Annotated in this window: 21 protein-coding genes; 8 read left to right on the forward strand and 13 right to left on the reverse strand. The window is 56.4% G+C overall.

Going from position 1 to position 19,098, the window contains the following annotated elements; all coding sequences use genetic code 11:
• Positions 1 to 160: 160 nt before the first annotated feature.
• Both ACR8BN_RS14800 and ACR8BN_RS14805 read left to right on the forward strand, forming a co-directional pair.
• Positions 161 to 331: a hypothetical protein gene (locus ACR8BN_RS14800; protein ID WP_434747059.1), complete on the forward strand. Its 171-nt coding sequence runs from the start codon at positions 161 to 163 to the stop codon at positions 329 to 331.
• Positions 332 to 430: 99 nt separating this feature from the next.
• On the forward strand, positions 431 to 661 hold the full coding sequence (locus tag ACR8BN_RS14805) for a hypothetical protein (RefSeq protein WP_029519422.1): 231 nt from the start codon (positions 431 to 433) through the stop codon (positions 659 to 661).
• A 115-nt stretch (positions 662 to 776) separates the two neighbouring features.
• Here the strand turns inward: ACR8BN_RS14805 and yniD are convergent, their stop codons facing one another.
• The 6 genes from yniD to ACR8BN_RS14835 form a co-directional block, all read right to left on the reverse strand.
• Positions 777 to 884 (reverse strand): small membrane protein YniD, encoded by a 108-nt coding sequence (gene yniD / locus ACR8BN_RS14810; protein ID WP_022625163.1) that lies wholly within the window; start codon positions 882 to 884, stop codon positions 777 to 779.
• A gap of 121 nt (positions 885 to 1,005) precedes the next feature.
• Positions 1,006 to 1,434 carry an OsmC family protein gene (locus ACR8BN_RS14815; RefSeq protein WP_010255233.1) on the reverse strand — a complete coding sequence of 143 codons (429 nt, stop codon included), beginning with the start codon at positions 1,432 to 1,434 and terminating at the stop codon, positions 1,006 to 1,008.
• Between the two features lie 58 nt (positions 1,435 to 1,492).
• Positions 1,493 to 2,680 carry an FMN-dependent L-lactate dehydrogenase LldD gene (lldD, locus tag ACR8BN_RS14820; RefSeq protein ID WP_434747060.1) on the reverse strand — a complete coding sequence of 396 codons (1,188 nt, stop codon included), beginning with the start codon at positions 2,678 to 2,680 and terminating at the stop codon, positions 1,493 to 1,495.
• Complete coding sequence (lldR, locus tag ACR8BN_RS14825; protein ID WP_031590358.1) at positions 2,680 to 3,453, reverse strand: transcriptional regulator LldR; 774 nt, start codon at positions 3,451 to 3,453, stop codon at positions 2,680 to 2,682. Before lldR ends, lldD begins: the two co-directional genes overlap by 1 nt.
• Entirely contained in the window at positions 3,450 to 5,105 is a 1,656-nt protein-coding gene (gene lldP, locus ACR8BN_RS14830) for an L-lactate permease (protein ID WP_010255230.1), read from the reverse strand. The genes lldR and lldP overlap by 4 nt, the downstream gene beginning before the upstream one ends.
• A gap of 205 nt (positions 5,106 to 5,310) precedes the next feature.
• Positions 5,311 to 6,480: a cyanate transporter gene (locus tag ACR8BN_RS14835; RefSeq protein ID WP_434747061.1), complete on the reverse strand. Its 1,170-nt coding sequence runs from the start codon at positions 6,478 to 6,480 to the stop codon at positions 5,311 to 5,313.
• Positions 6,481 to 6,567: 87 nt separating this feature from the next.
• Between ACR8BN_RS14835 and ACR8BN_RS14840 the strand changes: the two genes are divergently transcribed.
• The 3 genes from ACR8BN_RS14840 to dbpA all read left to right on the forward strand — a co-directional run bounded on the left by ACR8BN_RS14840 (position 6,568) and on the right by dbpA (position 11,223).
• Positions 6,568 to 7,428 carry a LysR family transcriptional regulator gene (locus tag ACR8BN_RS14840; protein WP_031590361.1) on the forward strand — a complete coding sequence of 287 codons (861 nt, stop codon included), beginning with the start codon at positions 6,568 to 6,570 and terminating at the stop codon, positions 7,426 to 7,428.
• A gap of 90 nt (positions 7,429 to 7,518) precedes the next feature.
• The gene (locus ACR8BN_RS14845) at positions 7,519 to 8,907 is read left to right on the forward strand and encodes an amidohydrolase (protein ID WP_434747062.1); all 1,389 of its coding nucleotides are present in this window, start codon (positions 7,519 to 7,521) and stop codon (positions 8,905 to 8,907) included.
• Between the two features lie 933 nt (positions 8,908 to 9,840).
• Positions 9,841 to 11,223, forward strand: a complete 1,383-nt coding sequence (gene dbpA, locus ACR8BN_RS14850) for an ATP-dependent RNA helicase DbpA (protein ID WP_010255222.1) — start codon at positions 9,841 to 9,843, stop codon at positions 11,221 to 11,223.
• 35 nt (positions 11,224 to 11,258) lie between these two features.
• Here the strand turns inward: dbpA and ACR8BN_RS14855 are convergent, their stop codons facing one another.
• Entirely contained in the window at positions 11,259 to 11,651 is a 393-nt protein-coding gene (locus tag ACR8BN_RS14855) for a YgiW/YdeI family stress tolerance OB fold protein (protein WP_434747063.1), read from the reverse strand.
• A gap of 167 nt (positions 11,652 to 11,818) precedes the next feature.
• Between ACR8BN_RS14855 and ACR8BN_RS14860 the strand changes: the two genes are divergently transcribed.
• From ACR8BN_RS14860 to ACR8BN_RS14870, 3 genes are all read left to right on the forward strand, one after another.
• The gene (locus tag ACR8BN_RS14860; protein ID WP_434747064.1) at positions 11,819 to 12,781 is read left to right on the forward strand and encodes a chemotaxis protein; all 963 of its coding nucleotides are present in this window, start codon (positions 11,819 to 11,821) and stop codon (positions 12,779 to 12,781) included.
• A gap of 81 nt (positions 12,782 to 12,862) precedes the next feature.
• Positions 12,863 to 13,012, forward strand: coding sequence for a hypothetical protein (locus tag ACR8BN_RS14865; RefSeq protein WP_167861870.1), 150 nt, complete (start codon positions 12,863 to 12,865; stop codon positions 13,010 to 13,012).
• Between the two features lie 298 nt (positions 13,013 to 13,310).
• Positions 13,311 to 14,888 carry a methyl-accepting chemotaxis protein gene (locus tag ACR8BN_RS14870; RefSeq protein WP_031590364.1) on the forward strand — a complete coding sequence of 526 codons (1,578 nt, stop codon included), beginning with the start codon at positions 13,311 to 13,313 and terminating at the stop codon, positions 14,886 to 14,888.
• Positions 14,889 to 15,241: 353 nt separating this feature from the next.
• Here the strand turns inward: ACR8BN_RS14870 and ymcF are convergent, their stop codons facing one another.
• The 6 genes from ymcF to ACR8BN_RS14900 form a co-directional block, all read right to left on the reverse strand.
• Positions 15,242 to 15,412 (reverse strand): cold shock small protein YmcF, encoded by a 171-nt coding sequence (gene ymcF / locus ACR8BN_RS14875; RefSeq protein WP_109654107.1) that lies wholly within the window; start codon positions 15,410 to 15,412, stop codon positions 15,242 to 15,244.
• Positions 15,413 to 15,415: 3 nt separating this feature from the next.
• The gene (gene cspE, locus ACR8BN_RS14880) at positions 15,416 to 15,628 is read right to left on the reverse strand and encodes a transcription antiterminator/RNA stability regulator CspE (RefSeq protein ID WP_003854408.1); all 213 of its coding nucleotides are present in this window, start codon (positions 15,626 to 15,628) and stop codon (positions 15,416 to 15,418) included.
• A gap of 381 nt (positions 15,629 to 16,009) precedes the next feature.
• Positions 16,010 to 17,755 carry a glycosyl hydrolase family 28-related protein gene (locus tag ACR8BN_RS14885; RefSeq protein WP_434747065.1) on the reverse strand — a complete coding sequence of 582 codons (1,746 nt, stop codon included), beginning with the start codon at positions 17,753 to 17,755 and terminating at the stop codon, positions 16,010 to 16,012.
• A 203-nt stretch (positions 17,756 to 17,958) separates the two neighbouring features.
• Positions 17,959 to 18,252 carry a hypothetical protein gene (locus tag ACR8BN_RS14890; protein ID WP_061901721.1) on the reverse strand — a complete coding sequence of 98 codons (294 nt, stop codon included), beginning with the start codon at positions 18,250 to 18,252 and terminating at the stop codon, positions 17,959 to 17,961.
• Complete coding sequence (locus tag ACR8BN_RS14895; RefSeq protein ID WP_031590367.1) at positions 18,249 to 18,596, reverse strand: hypothetical protein; 348 nt, start codon at positions 18,594 to 18,596, stop codon at positions 18,249 to 18,251. The genes ACR8BN_RS14890 and ACR8BN_RS14895 overlap by 4 nt, the downstream gene beginning before the upstream one ends.
• On the reverse strand, positions 18,593 to 19,060 hold the full coding sequence (locus ACR8BN_RS14900) for a lysozyme (RefSeq protein WP_434747066.1): 468 nt from the start codon (positions 19,058 to 19,060) through the stop codon (positions 18,593 to 18,595). Before ACR8BN_RS14900 ends, ACR8BN_RS14895 begins: the two co-directional genes overlap by 4 nt.
• Between the last annotated feature and the right edge of the window lie 38 nt (positions 19,061 to 19,098).

Raw genomic sequence — 19,098 nt, forward strand, 5'->3', positions numbered from 1 at the left:
CCCTTCTGACACACCTTACAGACCGCCGCATCACCCCCTGGCTGGCGGACCATAGCTCACGCTGACAATGCTGCCCCGGCACGTTTGTCTATACTGGATGTTAAAAAGGGATAAAAAGCACCACAGTCCGGACCACCAGACCGTGTAAAGGAGAGGATCTATGTTGATAGGATTTGTGTTGTTAGTGAGCGCATGCGGCTACGATGCCTGCGAGGCGCTGCCGGTATCAGACCGCATCTATCCGACGAAGGTCGACTGTGAAACGATGGCGAACCGCATTCATAAAGTCAGACCGAATGTGGTACTGCTGTGCGGCGAAGTACATCGCTAATTCAGGGCAAGGTTCAATAAAGCAGGGCTGTAACGTTGCAAGCTGACGCTTTAGCGTACAAAATATAAGCTGTTGTTAACCATTATCGTTGTGAATCCCATGAAAACATCACGCCCCCGTCGTCCTGGTGGACGCTGGGTTTACTATCTTTTGTATGATGGCATTCTGTGGCCCTGCCCCGTCCGATGGGAGTGGGAGAGCAGCTATGGCGGCTGGTTGCCATTTTACTACACGCCAACCTTTGAGTTTGTGGTGGGCGATCCCCGCAAGGCTTATCGCATTGCGCGCAGCGATGTGCGGGCTAAAAGGCGCGAGGATGCCTTTGTCTGAGCGCGTTTATCGCCACGGCAGCCATGAGGCAGTAAGCAGATAGTGAACCGCTTCCAGCACAATAATCACCATTAATAATATGCCCAGCGTGTGGCGGCCAATCCCCTTCATCTGTTCAGGCCCAGATCATGGCAGCCCAGCGGATCAGCAGCAGCGCGCCACAGATGCACAACAGAACCAGCACCATCTTCCAGTACTTTTTGGCTGCCCGGTATCTTGTCACCTCAGTTTCCTCTGTTCAGAAAGCGAAGATGCGCCAGAAGGCGCATCTGTTCCGGTCAGCAACAGGACCGGTGAGGCATAGCATAACGCCCGGGCCGCCAAAAGGCGACCCGTTACCGGCATCAGTTGTTCAGGGTGTAATCCAGCGTAATTTCCGCGTTCAGTACCTGAGAAACCGGGCAGCCCGCTTTGGCTTTATTGATGATCTCATCGAAGGTCGACTCATCAATGCCTGGCAGCGAGATGGTGCTGGTCAGTGCCACTTTGGTGATGGCAAAGCCATCGCCTTTTTTATCCAGCGACACGTCGGCCGTGGTATCAATGCTTTCCGGCGGATGACCCGCGTTGCCCAGCATCAGCGACAGCGCCATAGAGAAACAGGCTGCATGCGCCGCACCAATCAGTTCTTCCGGGTTGGTGCCTTTGGCGCCTTCAAAACGGGTGTTAAAGCCATAAGGCTGCTGGCTCAGCACGCCGCTCTCGGTGCTGACGGTACCTTTGCCTTTGATATCGCCTTCCCAATGCGCCGAACCTTTCTTATGAATGGTCATGTCGTTCCTCCTGTTGGTAAAGAAGCTAAGTATAGACAATACATTCATTTTCGCAGGCTCAACTCACCGCGCGGGGACGTGGCGGTGTGCTCTGCGGTGCCAGTAACGCTTCCGCCTGCACCAGCGAATCGCGGGTGATTTCACCGATCGACTTCGCGCCGGTCAGGGTCATGGCAACGCGCATCTCTTTTTCAATCAGCGTCAGCAGGTTTTCTACGCCGCGCTGACCGTGGGTTGCCAGCGCATAGATAAATGCCCGTCCCAGCAGCACGCTGTCTGCGCCCAGCGCAATCATCCGCACCACATCCAGCCCGTTGCGAATGCCACTGTCCGCCAGAATCGCGATGTCACCTTTTACCGCATCGGCAATGGCTGGCAACGCACGCGCCGAGGAGAGCACACCATCCAGCTGGCGTCCGCCGTGATTAGAAACCACGATGCCATCGGCGCCAAAGCGCACCGCATCACGCGCATCTTCCGGATCGAGAATGCCCTTGATCACCATCGGTCCATCCCAGAACTCGCGGATCCACTCCAGATCGCGCCACGAGATAGAGGGATCGAAGTTATTCGCCAGCCAGCCGATGTAATCTTCCAGCCCGGTAGGCTTGCCCAGATAAGTGGAGATATTCCCCAGATCGTGGGGACGCCCCTGCAGACCCACATCCAGCGCCCACTGTGGATGGGTGACCGCCTGCCAGTAACGACGCAGCGCCGCGTGATTGCCGCTCATCCCGGAGTGCGCATCGCGATAGCGCGCGCCCGGCGTGGGCATATCCACGGTAAACACCAGCGTAGAGCAACCGGCGGCTTTGGCGCGCTCCAGCGCATTGCGCATAAAGCCGCGGTCACGCAGCACATAGAGCTGGAACCACATGGGACGCTTAATCTGCGGGGCCACCTCTTCAATCGGGCAGACCGAGACCGTCGACAGGGTAAACGGAATGCCTTTCAGGTCTGCCGCGCGCGACGCCTGCACTTCACCCCGGCGGGCATACATGCCGCACAGGCCGACCGGTGCCAGCGCAACCGGCATCGACAGGGTTTCATTGAACAGTTTGGTTTCAAGACTCAGTTCCGACATGTTTTTCAGAATGCGCTGGCGCAGCGCCACATCCGAGAGATCCTCGACGTTACGACGCAGGGTGTGCTCGGCATAGGCACCGCCATCAAGATAGTGAAACAGGAACGGCGGCAGGATACGTTGCGCGGCCGCGCGATAGTCACTGGCAGCGGAGATAATCATCAGTCAGATTCCTTTGGGTTGCGTGTGTCGTTATCCGGTAAGCGGGTGATGCGCGCCTGACGCGCTTCATCTTCATGCAGGCTTTTCATGGTGGTGTGCACGAATCCCAGATGCTGCATCGCCGCCTGGCGCGCAGCTTCGGCATCGCCCGTGAGGATCGCATCGAGCAGCGCCTGATGCTGTTCAGTCAGGCGGGCGAAAATCGCGGGCTGGGTATACATGCGCTGACGGCTCTGCATCACCGACGATTGCAGCAGCTCAAAAAAGCCACGCATGGTCTGCAGCAACACCACGTTGTGCGACGCCTCGGCAATCGCCAGATGGAAGCGTACATCCGCCTGGGCGGCGAGATCGGGATCGTCACTCTCTTTCAGCTTCAGGGTGGCGTCGAAAGCGTACTGCAGCTTCTCTTTGTCGGCGTCGGTGGCGCGCAGTGCAGCGTGCCAGGCGGTGCTGGCCTCGATGGCATGGCGCGCTTCCAGAATGTCGTAGCGGTAGTCGGGATCGTCGCGCAGCAGCTGGCGAATCGGCTCGACGATGCGCTGTTCCGACCAGGGCGCCAGCTGCTGCCGGATCCAGGTGCCGCCGCCGCGTCGGCTGATCAGCATGCCGTTGCTGATCAACTGCTGTATCGCTTCACGCAGCGAGGAGCGGGAGACGCCAAGCTCCGCAGAGAGCTGCCGCTCGGCGGGCAGGCGCATGCCCGACTCGAGCTGATGTTCGGTGATATAGGCCCGCAGGCGCATCACCAGCGGATCGGCATTACTGCTCATGGGATCATCCAAGGGAAGACGTAGGCCTGAAGCGTGGTTATCACACCGACCATACAGGTGAAAATCAGGCTGTGTTTAACGGTAAACCGGAACAGGTCAGACTCTTTGCCCACCAGCCCGACCGCCGCACAGGCGATGGCGATCGACTGCGGCGAGATCATCTTACCGGTCACGCCACCGGTGGTGTTGGCCGCCACCAGCAGAATATCGGAGACGCCAATCTGCTGCGCGGTCGTGGCCTGTAAAGCAGCAAACAGCGCATTCGATGAGGTGTCTGATCCGGTCAGGAAGACGCCCAGCCAGCCCAGGAACGGTGAGAAGAAGGTAAAAGCGTGGCCGGTGTGCGCCAGCGCCAGTGCCAGCGTTGCAGACAGCCCGGAGTAATTCGAGATAAAGGCAAAGGCCAGCACCATCCCGATGGAGTAGATCGGTAGCGCCAGCTCTTTCAGCGTTTCACCAAAAGTCTGCAATGCTGCCTTTGGCTTCATGCGCAGGAAAATCATCGCCATGATCGCCGCAATTAAAATAGCGGTGCCGGTGGCGGACACCAGATCCAGCTTAAAGATGGCCGGATAAGGGGTTGCAGTGCCGACCACGGGCGGCATCCGCGCCACCAGCTCATTCAGCATCGGCACCGGCATAGCCAGCACCCACTCATAGAGCGCACCGCCTTTGGCGAACAGCGCTTTAAACGGCGGGATACTCCAGAGCGTGACGGTGGCGGTGAGAAACAGGAACGGCATCCAGGCGCGGATCACCTGCCCCAGCCGATACTTCTGCGGTGGCAGCAGCGGATCGCCCTGTTTCGCCTCTGCATCGGCAAAGCGGAAGATGCGCACCGGTTTCCAGACCCGCAGGAACAGCGTCAGCGAAATCAGCGAGGCGAGCGACGAGATAATATCGGGCAGCTCCGGACCCAGGAAGTTGGAGCTGAGGAACTGGGCAATGGCAAACGATCCACCTGCCACCACCACCGCCGGCCAGGTCTCTTTCACTCCGCGCCAGCCATCCATGATCGCCATAATCCAGAACAGCACAATCAGGGTGAGCAGCGGCAGCTGACGTCCGGCCATCTGGCCGATGGCAAAACTGTCCAGCCCGGTCACCTGCCCCGCCACAATAATCGGGATGCCCATCGCGCCAAAGGCCACTGGCGCGGTGTTCACAATCAGGCAGAGCCCGGCGGCGTAGAGCGGATTAAAGCCGAGTCCCACCAGCAGCGCGGCGGTAATCGCCACCGGCGCACCAAAGCCCGCAGCACCCTCCAGAAACGCCCCGAACGAGAAGCCGACAATCAGCATCTGCAGACGCTGATCGGGAGTAATCGACAGGATAGAGGCGCGGATAATGTCGAACTGGCCGGTTTTTACTGAGATCTTGTAGACGAACACCGCGGCGACAATAATCCAGGCAATCGGCCACAAGCCATAGAGAAAGCCATACACCACAGCGGCCAGCGCCTGTGCAACCGGCATCTGATAGAGAAACAGCGCCACCAGCAGTGCCAGCACCACGGTGGTGGTGGCCGCCAGGTAGCCTTTCATCTTCAGCTTAATCAGCGCAAAGAAGAAAAAGAGAATCGGGATCAGTGCGATCAGGCTTGAAAGCCAGATATTACCCAGCGGATCGTAGTTTTGTTGCCAGATCTGCATGCCAGTATCTCCAGAGCAAAAGGTGACGTGGCACGCAGCCGCAGCGCTGGTGCCATCTGCCCCTGATTGGTCAGACCAAACCGTTGTGTCGGGGCTTATGGCAACAGATAGTTAACGCATTGTTAACCTGTGGCAACAGAAGATGCGCGAATTTTCCCGGAGTGTGAACCAGAGAAAAATATTACCGGGATTGGTCGGACCAAAATCAGCGATTCACCTCCGGAAAGGCGTGCTGATAGCTGCGCGGATGGAAACGCAGATTAAGCACGATTAACAGCAGCGTAACCGCCGCCTGCAATAACCAGACGCTGGTGAAGTGACCGGTGAGCGCATGCAATTGCCCGGCGATAAACGGCATGCTGCCTGCGATAATAAAGCCGACGCCCTGCATAAAAGCCACCAGCCGCGCGCCAGCCTGCGGCTGCTCCAGATGATCCAGCGCCAGCACCAGCGCCAGCGGAAATGCCCCGCCCAGCCCGAAGCCCGCAATCCCCGCCCAGAGCCACGGCGCCAGTTGTGGCGCAAACAGGAAACCGAGCATGCCGCTGAACTGCATCGCCAGTGTCAGCAGCAGCAGCGGACGGCGATCGCGGCCCCGCGCCAGCAAGGGCAGCAGCAGCGCACCCGTGACCTGACAGCCGATCATCATGCCAAGCAGTGAACCGCCCGCCTGCGCGCTCCAGCCGAGTTGATGATAAAAATCGGGCAGCCAGGCGACACAGATGGCATATCCGCCGTTCACCAGACCGAAGCTCAACGCCAGCGTCCAGGCGCGGGTTTTCCGCCACAGCGAAGGCAGAGCGGCGGCCTCCGTCCGGGCTGCACGTGGGGTGGTGATAAACAGCCAGAGCAGGATGGCCAGCACCACCGACAGCGCCCAGCTGCTCAATGCGCCCTGCCAGCCAAGCTGCCCATTCAGCCACGGCGAGATCGCCGCGCCAATCCCACCGCCGCCCATCAGCGCCGCTGCCCACAGTCCGGTCACGCCGGCACTGCGGCTGCCAAAGCGCTGACGGATCAATCCCGGCATCGCCATCTGCACAATGCCAATGCCCGCCCCTCCCGGCACAGTACTCAGCACCAGCCAGCCTCCATCAGCCACAAACAGCCGACTCACCAGCGCCAGCAACAGCAGTAACAGGCCCCCCAGCAGCAGTTTACGTACCGCAAAGCGCTGCATCAGCGGGGCGCTGACTAACGCGATGGCACCCATCATCATCATCGGCACCGCAGGCAACAGCGATGCCGCCAGCGGCGACAGACCGATGCTCTGCCGCAGCTCGCCGAGTAACGGACTGACCGAGGTCATCAGCGGTCGCATATTGAGCCCGGCTAACACCAGCGCCGCCAGCAGCAGGTTATTCTCTCTCTTCATCTGAGATCCACACAGTTAAAAGTTGCCAGCCTGGCAGCAGTCGTTACTATCTGGAAATGAAATATTACTCTGCCAGGTAGTGGAAATATGAATCGTCAGCCGATGTTTACTCCGCAACAGCTGCTCAGCTTTGTCGCGGTGTGCGAAACCGCCAGCTTCACCCGCGCCGCCGACCGGGTGCACCTGTCGCAGTCCACCGTCAGCCAGCAGGTGCGACGGCTGGAGGAGATGGTCGGCAAAGAGCTGCTGAACCGCTCCTCGCATCAGGTGCAGATTACCGAAGAGGGCGAGAAACTTTTAGGCTACGCCCGGCGGATTATCGCCCTGAATGGGGAAGCGCACGATGTGCTGAGTGACCAGTGGCGCGACGGTGTGCTGCGTCTTGGCGTGCCGGAAGATTTCGCCGCGCCCACAGCCGGTCTGCTGGCGCACTTCAGTCGCGACCATCCGCAACTTCGGCTGGACGTGATGAGTGGCATGCAGGTGGAGCTGCGGCGCGCCTGGCAGCGTGAAGAGCTCGACATCATGCTGATTAAGCAGCCCTACGGCGAGCGTCCGCTGGCGTCGCGTCCTGAACCCCTGCTGTGGCTCGATAGCGCAGAGTGGCCCTGCTTTGAGCAGACGCCGGTACCGCTGGTGCTGTTTCCCCAGCAGGGGCTCTATCGCGATGAGGTATGTCAGACGCTCGATGCACTGGGCCGTAGCTGGCGCATTAGTTACAGCAGCGCCAGCCTTGTCGCGCTGGCCGCCGCCAGTGCGCAGGGTCTGGGGCTGACGTTACTGCCCGCCAGCTGTCGCCTGCCGCAACATCGGGTACTGGGCCCGGAACAGGGTCTGCCGGTGATTGATACCTTCGAACTGGCGCTGTTCTGTCGAGATCCGCAGGATCCGCTGCAGCGCGAGCTGGCGCAATCCCTGGCAACCTTCAGCCAGCTTCGCTGGCAGTGAGATATCGAATAGTCGTCAGTGGAAAATAATGCAGCAGGGTGGAGCGTCGTTTGTCAGATTAAGACCTTGTTCACTTTGCAGGAGCCTCTGATGCCTATTTCCTCTTCGCCGAGCCGCCGTGATTTCCTTGGCCAGAGCGTCCGCTGGACCGCCGCAGGCGGCTTGCTGGCCGCCGGTCTCGGCCAGGCCAGTGCCGCCACGCCATCACCTTTGTCCTCCACCAATCCCGACCAGCCCGCCACCCTGCCCCGGCAGGATCACTATCTGCTGCGCAATGTGCGGCTGGAGGAGGGCTTTATCCGTGAGGATAATGAGATCGTTGCGACCCGGACCGGGCGTTACGACATCAGCATGCGCGACGGTAAAATTGACCAGCTGACACCCGCCGGCCAGGGTGACAGCACCCTGCCGTCGTGGGATGCACAGGATGCCCTGCTGCTGCCCGCCACCCAGGATATGCATATCCACCTTGATAAAACCTTCTACGGCGGCCCGTGGCAGGCTCCGCGTCCCCGTCAGGGCAAAACCATTATGGACATGATTGCGCGTGAACAGGTGCTGATTCCGCAACTGCTGCCGCACTCTCAGGCGCGCGCCGAAGGGTTAATCGCCCTGCTGCACGCCAAAGGCACCACCCGCGCCCGCAGCCATTGCAATATCGATCCGGTCAGCGGCCTGCAAAGTCTGGAGCATCTGCAGGCGGCATTAGCCCGTCACCCCGCCTTTCCCTGCGAGATTGTGGCCTTTCCACAGCATGGCCTGCTGCACTCGCAGGTCGATGGGCTGATGCGCGAGGCGATGCAGCACGGCGTTGAGTATGTCGGCGGCCTGGACCCCACCAATGTCGATGGTGCCATGGAGAAGTCACTGGATGCGATGTTCCAGATTGCGCTCGACTACCAGCGCGGCGTGGATATACATCTGCATGAAACCTCACCTGCTGGCGTGGCGGCGATTCAGTACATGATTGACACCGTGGCAAAGAATCCGGCGCTGAAGGGCAAAGTGACGCTGAGCCACGGTTTTGCACTGGCGACCCTGTCCGGCAGTACGCTGGATAAGATGATCGAAGGGCTGGCGGAGCAGCAGTTCAGCGTCGCCTCTACGCTGCCGATCGGCAAGCTGACCATGCCGATTCCGCAATTACAGGCAGCGGGCGTGAAGGTGATGACCGGTACCGACAGCGTTATCGATCACTGGTCACCGTTTGGCACCGGCAGCATGCTGGAAAAAGCGAACCTCTATGCGCAGCTCTATCGGGGATCGGATGAGTTCTCGCTCTCGCGGGCGCTGGCGATCGCCACAGACGATCGGCTGCCGCTGACAGCCCAGGGTGAACGCCAGTGGCCTGCACCGGGCGATGAAGCGAGCATGATGCTGGTAGCGGCGAGCTGTTCCGCCGAAGCCGTGGCACGGATTTCGCCGGTCGTCGCGACGTTCTCGCGCGGTAAACCGGTGTTTGCGCTGGCCCCGGCCTGAAACAGCAGGACTGCGGACAAAAACGCCGGGAGCGTTTTTGAACAACGCAACGCGTTGGCCCGGCTACGGGCGCACCTCAGGGACGAGGTGCGTAATCGCCCGCGCTGAGCCTGCCAGGGGTGGCGGTGTTGCGTCTTTGCGGAGGGCGTATGCTCCCTCAAGCCTGCTCTGCGGCTAACACATACCTGCTCAGGATTTGCCAGAAGCGACCTTACTGCCCAAACCTGTCCCCTGATACGCCCCCCAAAAACAACAGAGCCTCCACAAGGGAGGCTCTGCATTTACCTGAGCGGAGTGCGGGTTACGCGCTTTTGGCCCATTTATCATTCGACATTAGTTCCATTGCCAGCGCGTATAAGCGACGATCTTCCTGATCACAGGGCTCATCTTCCGCATAACACGCAATCATCGAAGCGATCTTATCAGCCGATAAGCTCTCTCCATGAACATGCAGTGTCAGTACGGCGCGGCCTACTATTTTAAGCACATTTTCATGTGGTCCCTGGATGCGATTACTCAATGCAAATACCCTCTACCGGTCGTTGTACCAGGAATATGGCGCGCTAAATATAAAGCAATTAGCTCAGGATTTTTATCGGCACCAGTGGTGATATTTTTTAATGATTAATTCTATTACTGGAGTAGTAGTTAAGGATTTATCTGATTAACAATGAAATAAATATTAAAAAACGGCTACTTATAAAATAATCACTGGCCTCAAAAGATCGTCACCCAGGAACAATCACATGGAGTCGGGGTTAATCTATAAAAATAAACCACCTTTTTCCCGTAAACTTCAGTCTATTCCTAAGCCCTCTGACAGATATAGTTTCATACTGCTAACCATCGAGGTTCCCGTTGCTGTCAGGCGTGCTTTCTGCCAGACTTGCCCCGCAATAATGCCCTACACTTTCAGCCTCAGAGGCCGCGCCCGTGACCGCTTTTTCTACCCTCAATTCGCTTCCCGACAGCCAGCTCGAAAACCTGCGCGAGATGGGCTACACCAGCATGACGCCCGTGCAGGCCGCCACGCTGCCCGCCATTCTGCAGGGACGCGACGTGCGCGCGCAGGCGAAAACCGGCAGCGGTAAAACGGCTGCCTTTGGTATTGGTTTACTGCACCATATCGACAGTGCCCGCTTTCAGACCCAGGCACTGATTCTCTGTCCGACCCGTGAACTGGCGGATCAGGTAGGCAATGTGCTGCGCCAGCTGGCGCGCTTCACCCGCAACATCAAAGTTCTTACTCTGTGTGGCGGACAGCCGATGAGCGCACAGCGTGATTCGCTGGTGCATCCACCCCATATCGTGGTCGGCACGCCGGGTCGTATCCTCGACCACATCAACCGCGAAAACCTCAAGCTGGACCAGCTCAGTACGCTGGTACTGGATGAAGCCGATCGGATGCTGGAGATGGGTTTCCTGAATGATATGGAAACGATCATTGAAGCGACGCCCGCCTCGCGCCAGACGCTGCTCTTTTCCGCCACCTGGCCAGACGGCATTACGGCTATCAGCACCCGCTTTCAGCGTGATGCGCTGAGCGTGGTGACAGAAGATGTCAGCGAACTGCCTTCAATCGATCAGCAGTTTTTCGAAGCCAGCCACAATGAAAAACTGGGTCTGCTGATAGCCCTGCTCAGCGATCGCCAGCCCTCATCCTGTGTGGTCTTCTGCAACACCAAACGTGAATGTGATGATGTCGCCGCGGCGCTTAACGCGCGTGATATCAGCGCCCTGCCCTTGCATGGCGATCTGGAGCAGCGCGATCGCGAACGCGTGCTGATCCGCTTCGCTAACGGCAGTGGTCGCGTGCTGGTCGCCACCGATGTCGCTGCACGCGGACTCGACATCAAATCGCTGGCGATGGTGGTCAACTATCAGCTCGCCTGGGACCCTGAAATTCACCTGCACCGCATTGGTCGTACGGCACGTGCGGGCGAACATGGCGTCGCGGTCAGCCTGGTTGCTGCCGATGAGATGGCTCGCGCGCATGCGCTGGAAGATTTCCTGCAGCAGAAGCTGCCGTGGGTCTCTGCCAGCACGCTGAAAAAGGGCAGCAGCAAGCCGCTGCCTGCAGCTATGATGACCTTGTGCATTGATGGTGGCCGTAAAGCTAAGATACGTCCGGGAGATATTCTGGGCGCGCTGACGGGTGAAGCGGGTTATCGCGCGGAGCAGATCGGCAAAATTGTCCTGACGCCGACCCACGCCTACGTGGCGATTGAAGCGAATCAGGCCAAAAATGCGCTGGTGAAACTCAAGCAGGGCAAAATCAAAGGCAAAACCTGCCGGGCGATTCTGCTGAAGGACTAAATAAAACGGGCGAGGAAATTACCTCGCCCGGTTTGTTACGGCTCTTCGATTTGGGTCACATGCAGCGTGGTTTTATCCCCTTTGCCCTGTACCTTGCCACTGACGCGTACTTTGTCTTCTGCGGTGTAGGTTTTACCACCAAAGGTCTTCTTCGGCGCGATAATCGGTAAGGTACCGGTGTTGTCACGGAACTGATACCGTTCGCCCTGCTCTTTCTTCACGATGTAACCTTCCAGCGTCACATATCCGCCCTGACGGAAATCGCGGATCTGATCAATGTGCGTCTGACCGGTATCTTCTGAACCTTTATAGCCGGCATCCTGCTTGTGTTGCGACGGCGGCGTATCGCCTGCTTTGTATCCACCCTCTTCGGCCGAAACACCCGCACTCATCATCACCAGCAACGACGCCAAAATTACTTTTTTCATTTCACACTCCTTTATTGGAAAGGTGTCCATGTTGAACCTTCAGGGTTAATCCTGGCACATTAATTGGCGTCCGTTTTATTTCACCCTTCTCTTCTCACCTTTTTTCGATTGCTGCCGATAACCTGTTCACACCCTATTTCACCAGCTGCGTTAATGCAGAGGCAACCATGGATAATTTTCAGAAAGAGATCGATGAAAGAGCGAACCTCGCGTTATCGAACAAGTTTGAGCTGCTGCTGTTTCGCTTAGGTTCCGATCAGCTGAAAGGCAAGTCTGAACTGTTTGGCATTAACGTCTTCAAGCTGCGTGAAATTGTGCCGATGCCCACTATCACCAAAGCCGCAGGCATGCGTTCGCCGCTGCTGGGTATGGCAAGTATTCGTGGCCAGTTCATTCCGGTCATCGACCTGCCTGCCGTGGCGGGTTGTGTGCCGGAAACCGGTCTTAACCTGCTGCTGGTCACCGAGTATGCCCGTAACACCCAGGCGTTTGCCGTGGAGTCAGTTGAGAACATTGTGCGTCTCGACTGGAGCCAGGTGCATACCGCCGAAGCCGGTATCGGCGGCCGCAACATTACCAGCATCGCCTGCCTGGACAGTGACAAGCAGAGCAACGAGCTGGCGATGGTGCTGGACGTTGAGCAAATCCTGTATGACATCATCCCATCAGTGCGCGGCGTCGAACCGGAAGCGGCCAGACCGCGTGCCTTCAACTACCGCCCAGGTGCAGTGGCGATTGTGGCAGAAGATTCCAAAGTCGCGCGTCAGCTGCTGGAGCAGGGCCTGAAGAGTATGGGCATTCCGGCGCTGATGTTTAACACCGGTCTCGATGCATGGGAAAAAATTAAATTGATGAGCCAGGAAGCGCAGGCTGCCGGCGAATCGATTCACGAAAAAATCGCCCTGGTGCTGACCGATCTGGAAATGCCAGAGATGGATGGTTTTACGCTGACCCGCAACATCAAGCGTGACCCGATCCTCAAGGCTCTGCCGGTCGTTATTCACTCTTCACTCTCTGGCAGCGCCAACGAAGATCACGTGCGCAAAGTGGGTGCCGACGGCTATGTAGCGAAGTTTGAGTTGAATGAGCTGTCAGACGTGATTTTCAACGTTCTGGATACTGCCCGCTAAGCGAATGCGGGCCGCCAGGAATGCCCCGGCACGCTTTTACATTTTAGCCAGCGGAATGGCTGACCTGACCAGGAACCGACTATGCACATTGAAACTGTACCCGTTACGCCTGCACCTGCTTCGCCTTCCCATCAAAAGTTGCTGCGTGGCCGTTTACGCCAGCTGGCCTGGATTAGCGCCGTCACGTTAAGCGTCGCGTTCTGGACAGGCCTCTACTTCTTAGTTTTCTGAATCCATTCATCCTTGTCTGGATCGGGCTGTCAGCATCACTGCTGACAGCCCTTTTTTTGTCTGAATTTCCTCTGGTTATTACTTAACCCTTTCTGATGTTTTTTACTGACTATTTATTCACCCGGCGTTATTACTTAAAAATTATTAAAGCTACAACATCGCGCTCCGATAACAGTATGCGCGAGATCACCTTTTTGCCTGCGGCTGTGACCACAGACATCAGCAAGGCACTGCGCACAACAGCAGGAAACCTGAGTGTTGCTAATAAATTGATTAATAATAAAACGGGGAAGAGAACATGTTCAGTATCAAGAATATGAAGGTGGGAATGCGGCTCGCAGCAGCCTTCGGTATTATTGTGACGTTACTGATAGTGATTGGCGTGACATCCATAACCAGGATTAACAGCATTAATACGGCGATCGCCTCGATCGTTGACGATCGTTATGTGAAAGTACGACTGGCATTTGATGTGCGCGATGGCGTCAACGATCAGATCAAATACCTGCGCGGCATGGTGATCGACACGACACGTCCGGAAATGAATGTGAAGCGTTATGGTCAGCTGGATGAAGCCACGCAGCGCACCAACAGTGCGATGAAAAAGATCGAAGATATTCAGGTCACGCCGGTCGGCAAGAAAAAGATCGCCGGTCTGCTTGCCTCTTCCCAGGCTTTTGAGAAGGTTAAAGCAGAGCTGATCACCCTGGTGAAAGCGGGTGATTTTGAGGCTGCCAGCACCTATGTCCTGAAATCAATGACCGCCACCCAGAACAAATTCCTTCAGGATGCCGTGGATTTTGCCAACTCTCAGGACGCACAGCTGCGCAGTGAAGGTCAGGGTATTGTGGAAAATGGTCAGTCGGCTATCTCCATTACGCTGATTTTCTCCGCGCTGGCGATTCTGGCGTCTATTCTGCTGGGCTACTTCCTGACCCGTTCTATTGTGCGTCCGCTGGTTGCAGCGGTTGACGTTGCTGAACGCGTTGCCGCAGGCGATCTGAGTTCACAGATGCAGGTGACCTCACGCGATGAAACCGGCGTCCTGATGCAGGCGCTGCAACGAATGAACGATAATCTGCTGTCGATTGTGACTGAAGTGCGTACCGGCTCCGACACTATTGCTGTGGCCTCTAATCAGATCTCCAGCGGGAACCTTGATCTTTCTACCCGCACCGAACAGCAGGCCAGTTCGCTGGAAGAGACCGCCTCTGCTATGGAGCAGATGACATCGACCGTGAAACACAATGCCGACAACGCGCGTGAAGCCAATCACCTGGTTTCCACCACTTCCAGCGTGGCGCGTGAAGGTGGCGTGGTGATGGAGCAGGTCATTGAGAAGATGGAAGCGATCGCCCTCTCCTCACGAAAAATTGTCGATATCATCAGCGTTATCGACTCCATCGCCTTCCAGACCAATATTCTCTCCCTGAATGCCGCGGTTGAAGCGGCACGCGCGGGTGAACAGGGTCGTGGCTTTGCGGTCGTGGCGAGTGAAGTGCGTAATCTGGCGCAGCGTTCAGCCTCAGCGGCCAAAGAGATTAAGGTACTGATTGAAGATTCCGTCGCTAAAGTCGATGAAGGCAGCAAGCTGGTGACGCACGCCGGTTCTACTATCGGTGAAGTAGTGAACAGCGTGCAGAGCGTGGCAAACATCATGAGCGAAATCACTATTGCCAGCAGCGAGCAGAGCAGCGGCATTAATGAAATCAATCAGGCGATTACCCAGATGGAAGCGGTGACGCAGCAGAACGCCGCGCTGGTACAGGAAGCGTCAGCCGCCTCACAAGCACTGCAGGATCAGGCAGAGCGTATGGCACAAGCGATGAGCGTGTTTAATACCGGTAAGCTCTCACTGCAACCCGTACTGCGTTAATCCCTCTCAACGGCCTGCTTCGGCGGGCCGGTTAAAGCATGGTGACGATAAGAGCGGATAGGTTACAGGCAGTTGAGCGGTAAGCGGTAAGCGGTAAGCGGTAAGCGGTAAGCGGTAAGCGGTAAGCGGTAAGCGGTAAGCGGTAAGCGGTAAGCGGTAAGCGGTAAACGGTAAACGGTAAACGGTAAACGGTAAACGGTAAAAAATTTAACAGGGGAAGTGCAGGTAAACAGGCAGGTTACGAGGAAAAACGTGAGGTTTGAGAAGGAGAAAACGCAGAAACAAAAAAGGCTGCCAGAGGCAGCCTTTTATTACTGTAAATGCAACAACGCTATAAAGCTCACTAGCCTTAATCAGAGGGCGCGAAGCTGGCTCTGAATTGCAATCCTTGCCATGTTCACCTGAACCACGACAGATTTGCAGAAAATGCATTTCGCTCCATGCGGGTTGGCTCTTGTAACATCAAAATGTGATGTACGAAACTGTGAGCCACTACAGTGAGGACATTTAAAAGTAATTTTCAGTCCTTAGAGACCAACAACGTTCGCAGCAGCTGGGCCTTTGGCGCCATTTTCTACTGTGAATTCAACTTGCTGACCTTCATCTAATGAACGGAAATCGGTGCCCTGGATTGCAGAGAAATGTACGAATACATCTTTGCTGCCGTCTGCAGGAGAGATGAAACCGAAGCCTTTCTCTGCGTTAAACCATTTAACGGTACCGCGAATTTTGTTAGACATGCTTAAATCCTTAATATATCGAGCCTTCCGGCATACATAATGGCCTGAGAACAGATTTTAATCAGAACGTAAGAGAAGACTCAAAAAGAAGGGATGTCTCGCGACAAACTTAGAGATGAGAACTGCTTTGGTTACTTACTTTGATAGTGTCTGTTAATCAAACCGACGATTCATTAGGCCACACTTATTAAAGTGACGCAAGCCGTAATTCAAATTAATCGCAATCAGCCCGCTGACGAGGATGAAGGCGAAAGGCTGTGTCAGGGAGACTGTCTGGCTTCGCAGTGCAACTGTGACCTTTCTGGCGACGTAAAAAGAAGCGGAGATAATGTCAGATCAAAAAAGGGCGAGGCCGGAGCCTCGCCCAAAACATGCCAGTCATCAATCGTAGTAAGGAACCTTACGGTCCACGCCGTTGATATTGATCAGCACGAAACCGGTCGGAGCGGTCTTATTGGTCGGCGTACCCGCAGCAGTAGCCAGCGTAACCACCCCTTTTTCGTTGGCCCCGATGCCCGCCAGCCCGTTGTGCATGCCAAAACGTGCAGCGGGTTTCAGGTTGCTGATTTTGGTGATGTCCGTAACCACCGTCATATCCGACTGGAACAGCGAACAGGAACCGGTATCGAAGCGGGTCGGACCGGTGGTCTTCAGGTTGAACATGGTCTCGCCGCTGTTAGCTCTCAGCTTGACCCAGATTACGGCATAGGTGGTCCCTACCCGGCCATAACGAATGTCCAGCACGGAAGGCTGCCCCATGTGGTAAGCATCGGCCCAGACCGTCTCCAGTCGCTGCAGGTTGATCAGGGTTTTACCGGTGGCCGGCATATTTACCGGTGAACCGGCAGTGCCGGAGGGCGTGGTGGCATCCGCTTTCCCGATCAACTCCATCACCCATTGCTGATTGGGCGCCGGGAAAAAGAGCTGCCCCAGCCGATACCAGTTATCGGTATCGGTGTTGTTCACCACTTTATAGCCACTGTAATAGCCGGCACGCAGCGAACCGGTCATGAACGTGCCGTAATTCTCATCCCGACGATAGCCATATTCAAAGGTCGATAACCATTTGTTTCCGGCCACATCATTGGTGATTTTCGCCCCCGCCTGCAGGTTAATCTGACGCATTATCACGCGTGCATTATTGAGGTTGAGCGGTGCAGCACAATCTTCAATGTTGAGCGTATCAATAGTCCAGCCACCATCCGACAGATCCCCTGGATTAAGCGAATGCTCAATCCAGACGTTGCGTATGATCCCCTGAGTCATGCGCGGCATGTAGAGGATTGCATCACCGTAGCCCGACTGGAAGTTGGAATTGCACAGCTCAATCGCGGTTGAGTGGTCCCAGTTCCCTTTCGCTGCATTTGACCAGCCCACATCGAACACCCGGGCAAACGAGTTAGAGGTGTAGATCTGATCGAACTTACTGTCGAGCGTATCCTGCAGTTTGAAGACGGTCCCCCCGCTACTTTGTGACTTGAAACAGTAGATGTTGACGACCTGTCCACCCGTAATCGTATTCTCGAAAAACGGCTGAACGTTACTGCATTGCTCAGGCCTGATGGTAGTTTTGGCGGAGATATCAGCATTAGCCTGCCCGTGCCAGGCGATACCCTGGATGGCGATACGGCGTGCCATAACCTTGAAAACGGGATTTGCGCTTTTGTCAGAAACGATGGTGGTGCGCGGTGACGATCCCTGTTCCATATCATCGCCTGCCAGACCAAAAAACGACAACTCCGTATCGCTGATATCGATAGGTGAAATCAGGAAGCGGCCCCCCGGAAAACGCACCGGAATGGCTTTCGCGTAGGCGTTGTAAGACTGTGTCCATGCCAGCATCCGCTTAAAGGCTTCAGTGTCATCGGTCACGCCATCCCCTTTCGCGCCAAAGTGCAGAATGTTCACTTCGGCGGGATCGTTGATGGTGCGCTTCCAGTAGAAACCGTTACCCACCGCCACCGTACCGCCATCATCTTTCAGCGGAGTGGTGCTGAGGAAACCAACAAAGTCTGCGCCGCCACGGAAGCTGGAGTCCTTATCGTAATAGCGTTTAAGGCTCGCGACTTCACCTGATTTTGGTGGAACAGTGGTACGCAGTTCAGCAAAAGAGTTAACTTCGATCATAGAATCCTCCTCAGGATCATAGAGATATCGCGCTGAAATCAGCGCACTACTTAGCCGCAGCCGGATGGCCGCAAAGGGAGTCCCACATGTCGTTGTGGGTGTTGATGGCGCGCACCGTACGAACGTCCATTTTTTGCGCGTCATCGCCGTAGGTATAAAGAGGGGAAAAAAGTACGCAGGCAGAGTCGGTGATCGCCACCGGCTCAGGGTTTGTGGTATTTCGACTGCTGCAGCTTGTCGCGAGCAGCAGCGTCATCAAGGCTATGATTGTCAGTCGCCACACGGTTAGCCTCCTCGCGGTTATGTTGTTGCTGTTGCGCCACCGCGGTGACGCGGGACGCCTCCTGTTGCGCGTTATCGACGTCAGAACGCGCTTTTTGCTGCACTTTGCCGATTTTCTTGCCGCCGAAATAACTGGCGCCCAGCGCCGCAATGACAGCAGCGAGTGCGGCCAGCCAGTGCCAGCTGCCGCCCAGTAAGGTGGTAATCAGAGTCATGGCTTCGCTCCTTCAGCCTGCTCCTTCGCATTGAGCAGGTTTTTCTGACGTACAAACTGAGCAATCACTCCCATCGCCACCATGAACGCGCCCACCAGCCCCAGGTAGTTGTGTGGCAGGATCGATTTCACGTCCTCCGGCAGCACATTCCAGGCATCAACGGCGGCAGAAGGAAACGACTGCGCCCAGGCACTGAGCATGGAACCCAGCGACGCGAGCCAGACAGACCAGGTTTTAAAGAGCAGGCGGGCATGAGAGACAAACTGCAGGGTGGTAAAGCGCTGCAGCAGCAGCAGAATGATGATTGCCGTAAGCACGGCGACGAGAAACATGAGCCATCTCATAACAACCCCCTGTAAACCGCATAGGTTCCGCTGCGCATCATCTCTGCGTGGCGACGGGCACGGCCAGGCGTCTGACGGGCCCAGAGGCTGTTCATCATCGCGTCAGCCGCTTCATTGAATTGTTCAGCGACGATCGCGCTGAGCATATTTTTGAACTGCAGGACTCCATCAACGCCCAGCTGATAAGCCATGCTCAGCAGCACGTCGGTGCGGGCGTCGTTGCACTTCGCCAGCGCATTACGCAGCAGCTCCCTGCCCTGCATCTCCTGAATTTTGTTTTCAAGAATGCACTGCTTCCAGACATCACCGACGCGCCGTGGCACGCAGAAAACGTAATTACTCAGAGACGCCCCCTTGGGTCCAATGCGGATGCCGCCGGCCACTGTGGGAAAGCCCAGCGTGTCGAGATAGGGCGTGTCGACATACCCCTCTTCAAAATTCAGTACTGCGATTATCTGGCTCATAACAACTCCTCAATGACGGGTTAAAGCAACTCAGCCTT

Origin of the sequence: Pantoea sp. Lu_F5_004 (genome assembly GCF_051136245.1) — a bacterium.
Taxonomy (GTDB): domain Bacteria; phylum Pseudomonadota; class Gammaproteobacteria; order Enterobacterales; family Enterobacteriaceae; genus Pantoea; species Pantoea agglomerans.

What these genes read in the sequence shown, in the direction of transcription:
- ACR8BN_RS14865 (WP_167861870.1), top strand. Translation starts at nt 12,863, where the DNA reads ATGCACATTGAAACTGTACCCGTTACGCCTGCACCTGCTTCGCCTTCC.
- ACR8BN_RS14855 (WP_434747063.1), bottom strand. Translation starts at nt 11,651, where the DNA reads ATGAAAAAAGTAATTTTGGCGTCGTTGCTGGTGATGATGAGTGCGGGT.
- ACR8BN_RS14845 (WP_434747062.1), top strand. Translation starts at nt 7,519, where the DNA reads ATGCCTATTTCCTCTTCGCCGAGCCGCCGTGATTTCCTTGGCCAGAGC.
- ACR8BN_RS14895 (WP_031590367.1), bottom strand. Translation starts at nt 18,596, where the DNA reads ATGAGATGGCTCATGTTTCTCGTCGCCGTGCTTACGGCAATCATCATT.
- ACR8BN_RS14835 (WP_434747061.1), bottom strand. Translation starts at nt 6,480, where the DNA reads ATGAAGAGAGAGAATAACCTGCTGCTGGCGGCGCTGGTGTTAGCCGGG.
- ACR8BN_RS14885 (WP_434747065.1), bottom strand. Translation starts at nt 17,755, where the DNA reads ATGATCGAAGTTAACTCTTTTGCTGAACTGCGTACCACTGTTCCACCA.
- ACR8BN_RS14800 (WP_434747059.1), top strand. Translation starts at nt 161, where the DNA reads ATGTTGATAGGATTTGTGTTGTTAGTGAGCGCATGCGGCTACGATGCC.
- cspE (WP_003854408.1), bottom strand. Translation starts at nt 15,628, where the DNA reads ATGTCTAACAAAATTCGCGGTACCGTTAAATGGTTTAACGCAGAGAAA.
- ACR8BN_RS14900 (WP_434747066.1), bottom strand. Translation starts at nt 19,060, where the DNA reads ATGAGCCAGATAATCGCAGTACTGAATTTTGAAGAGGGGTATGTCGAC.
- ACR8BN_RS14840 (WP_031590361.1), top strand. Translation starts at nt 6,568, where the DNA reads ATGAATCGTCAGCCGATGTTTACTCCGCAACAGCTGCTCAGCTTTGTC.
- ACR8BN_RS14870 (WP_031590364.1), top strand. Translation starts at nt 13,311, where the DNA reads ATGTTCAGTATCAAGAATATGAAGGTGGGAATGCGGCTCGCAGCAGCC.
- lldD (WP_434747060.1), bottom strand. Translation starts at nt 2,680, where the DNA reads ATGATTATCTCCGCTGCCAGTGACTATCGCGCGGCCGCGCAACGTATC.
- lldR (WP_031590358.1), bottom strand. Translation starts at nt 3,453, where the DNA reads ATGAGCAGTAATGCCGATCCGCTGGTGATGCGCCTGCGGGCCTATATC.
- ACR8BN_RS14890 (WP_061901721.1), bottom strand. Translation starts at nt 18,252, where the DNA reads ATGACTCTGATTACCACCTTACTGGGCGGCAGCTGGCACTGGCTGGCC.
- ACR8BN_RS14805 (WP_029519422.1), top strand. Translation starts at nt 431, where the DNA reads ATGAAAACATCACGCCCCCGTCGTCCTGGTGGACGCTGGGTTTACTAT.
- lldP (WP_010255230.1), bottom strand. Translation starts at nt 5,105, where the DNA reads ATGCAGATCTGGCAACAAAACTACGATCCGCTGGGTAATATCTGGCTT.
- ACR8BN_RS14860 (WP_434747064.1), top strand. Translation starts at nt 11,819, where the DNA reads ATGGATAATTTTCAGAAAGAGATCGATGAAAGAGCGAACCTCGCGTTA.
- ACR8BN_RS14815 (WP_010255233.1), bottom strand. Translation starts at nt 1,434, where the DNA reads ATGACCATTCATAAGAAAGGTTCGGCGCATTGGGAAGGCGATATCAAA.